This window comes from Mesorhizobium sp. M7A.F.Ca.CA.004.12.1.1, assembly GCF_003997835.1.
GTDB lineage: Bacteria > Pseudomonadota > Alphaproteobacteria > Rhizobiales > Rhizobiaceae > Mesorhizobium.
The window spans coordinates 1-2538 of the sequence record NZ_RZRK01000860.1 but is presented as its reverse complement, the minus strand read 5'-3'; the positions used below and the strand labels follow the sequence as shown (position 1 = coordinate 2538).

3 protein-coding genes are annotated in these 2538 nt (G+C 64.7%); all 3 read left to right on the top strand.

Annotation, left to right across the window (positions count from 1 at the left end; translation table 11 throughout):
* Nucleotides 1-423: aminotransferase class III-fold pyridoxal phosphate-dependent enzyme (locus EN984_RS30850; protein ID WP_127384196.1), on the top strand; the 423-nt coding region annotated here is incomplete at its 5' end.
* 17 nt (nucleotides 424-440) lie between these two features.
* Nucleotides 441-1352, top strand: a complete 912-nt coding sequence (gene argF / locus EN984_RS30845) for an ornithine carbamoyltransferase (protein WP_127267144.1) — start codon at nucleotides 441-443, stop codon at nucleotides 1350-1352.
* Between the two features lie 110 nt (nucleotides 1353-1462).
* Nucleotides 1463-2494 carry an Hsp33 family molecular chaperone gene (locus EN984_RS30840; RefSeq protein WP_127267143.1) on the top strand — a complete coding sequence of 344 codons (1032 nt, stop codon included), beginning with the start codon at nucleotides 1463-1465 and terminating at the stop codon, nucleotides 2492-2494.
* Nucleotides 2495-2538: the final 44 nt, after the last annotated feature.

Sequence of the window (2538 nt, the reverse complement as noted above, 5' to 3'; positions counted from 1 at the left end):
GAAGCGGCCGTGGGCATGACCGCTGGCGTGCATGGCACCACGTTCGGCGGCAACCCGCTGGCCATGGCGGTCGGCAACGCCGTGCTCGATGTCGTGCTGGAAGACGGCTTCCTCGAAGATGTCCAACGCAAGGCGCTGCTGATGAAGCAGGGGCTGGCGTCGGTCGCCGACGAGTTTCCCGAAATCATCGAGGACATCAGGGGTGCCGGGCTGATGCTCGGCCTCAAATGCGCCATGCCCAACACCAAGGTGAACATGGCCTTGCGCGACCAGAACCTGCTGGCGGTTCCGGCCGGCGACAACGTCATTCGCCTGTTGCCGCCGCTCACCGTCACCGACGCCGAGATCCATGAGGCGCTCAACCGCATCCGCGCCGGCGCCAAGGGCCTGGCGGAGGCGATCGCTTCCGCCGCGGCGAAGTAATCCCGGAACCATTGCTGATGTCAGTTCGCCATTTCACCGATCTTTCCACCGTTTCCGAAGGCGATCTGCGCTTGATGCTGGACGATGCGGTGGTGCGAAAGGCGCGCCTCAAGGCCGGCGAGCGCACCAAACCGCTTGAAGGCAAGGTGCTGGCAATGATCTTCGACAAGCCGTCGACGCGCACGCGCGTCTCCTTCGACGTCGGCATGCGGCAGCTCGGCGGCGAGACCATCATGCTGACCGGCACCGAGATGCAACTCGGCCGCTCCGAGACCATTGCCGACACGGCCAAGGTGCTGTCGCGCTATGTCGATGCGATCATGATCCGCACCACCTCGCATGAGCGCCTGCTGGAATTGACCGAGAACGCCACCGTGCCGGTGATCAACGGATTGACCGACGACACCCATCCCTGCCAGCTGATGGCCGATATCATGACCTTCGAGGAACATCGCGGTCCGGTCGCCGGCAAGACCATCGCCTGGACCGGCGACGGCAACAATGTGCTGCATTCCTTGCTTGAGGCCTCGGCCCGGTTCCGCTTCAACCTCAACGTCGCCGTGCCTGAGGGCAGCGAACCGGCGCAGAAGCATATCGACTGGTCGCGGGCACATGGCGGCAAGCTGCACTTCACCCGCTCGCCCGAGGAAGCCGTCGATCAGGCCGACTGCATCGTCACGGATTGTTGGGTCTCGATGGGTCAGGAGCATCGCGCCCGCGGCCACAACGTGTTCTCGCCCTATCAGGTCAACGCCAAGCTGATGGCCAAGGCCAAGCCGGACGCGCTGTTCATGCATTGCCTGCCGGCGCATCGTGGCGAGGAAGTGACGGACGAGGTCATCGACGGGCCGCATTCGGTGGTCTTCGACGAGGCCGAGAACCGGCTCCATGCCCAGAAGGCCGTGCTTGCCTGGTGTCTCGGCGCTTGAAGTGTCTCGGCGCTTGATCCCCGGGAGCTTGATCTGCGGGGGTGTGATGCCTATTTGCGCCGCATCACGCAAATCAAGCGCGTTTCGACGCATGCGCCCCGGAGGGCGGCATGGCCGCGCCCTGGAGCTTTGTCATGTTGGAAACCTATCAAGTGACTGAACATCACCCCAAACTCGGCGAATTTGGCTATGCCGGCGACGATCATGTCGTGCCGTTCGAGGTCGGCCCGCTCGATGTGCGGGGCCGCACCGTCCAACTCGGGCCGATGCTCGACGCCATCCTCAGCCGCCACGATTATCCCGAGCCGGTCGCCCGCCTGCTGGCGGAGGCCTGTGTGCTGACCGTGCTGCTCGGCACCTCGCTGAAGTTCGAGGGCAAGTTCATCCTGCAGACCCGCACCGACGGGCCTGTCGACATGCTGGTCGCGGATTTTTCCACGCCCTCGGCATTGCGCGCCTATGCGCGTTTTGACGCCGACCGGCTGGAAGCGCTGGTCGCGGCCGGCGAAACCTCGCAGCAGACCCTGCTCGGCAGCGGCGTGCTGGCGCTGACCATCGACCAGGGTGCTCACACGCAGCGCTATCAGGGTATCGTCCAGCTCGACGGCGAGACGCTGGAAGATGCGGCACGCACCTATTTTCGCCAGTCGGAACAGATCCCGACCGATCTCAGGCTGTCGGTGGCCAAGCTTTTGACGCCCGGTCCTGGCGGTGCCCGCGAGCAGTGGCGCGCCGGTGGTATCCTGGCGCAGTTCCTGCCGCAGTCGCCCGAGCGCATGCGCGTGCCGGATCTGCCGGGTGGCGATGGCGATCCGCGCGAGGAGATCCACGACCCGGTCGACAATTCCTGGCAGGAGTTGCTGGCGCTGCTCGGCACGATCGAGCCGACCGAACTGATCGACCCGACAATCGGTGCCGAGCGGCTGCTTTACAGGCTGTTCCACGAGCATGGCGTGCGCGTCTTCGGCGGCGTCCCGGTCGCCGACCAGTGCTCGTGCTCCAAGGACAAGATCCGCGGCATCCTCGAGGGTTTTTCCGCGCAGGAGATCAAGGACAGCACCGAGGATGGTGGCATCCACGTCGCCTGCGAATTCTGCTCGAAGCAATATGACTTCGACCCGGCGGAATTCGCGGCGCAGTAGCAGGGTTTTTCCTTCTCCCCGTAAACGGGGAGAAGGTGCCCGAA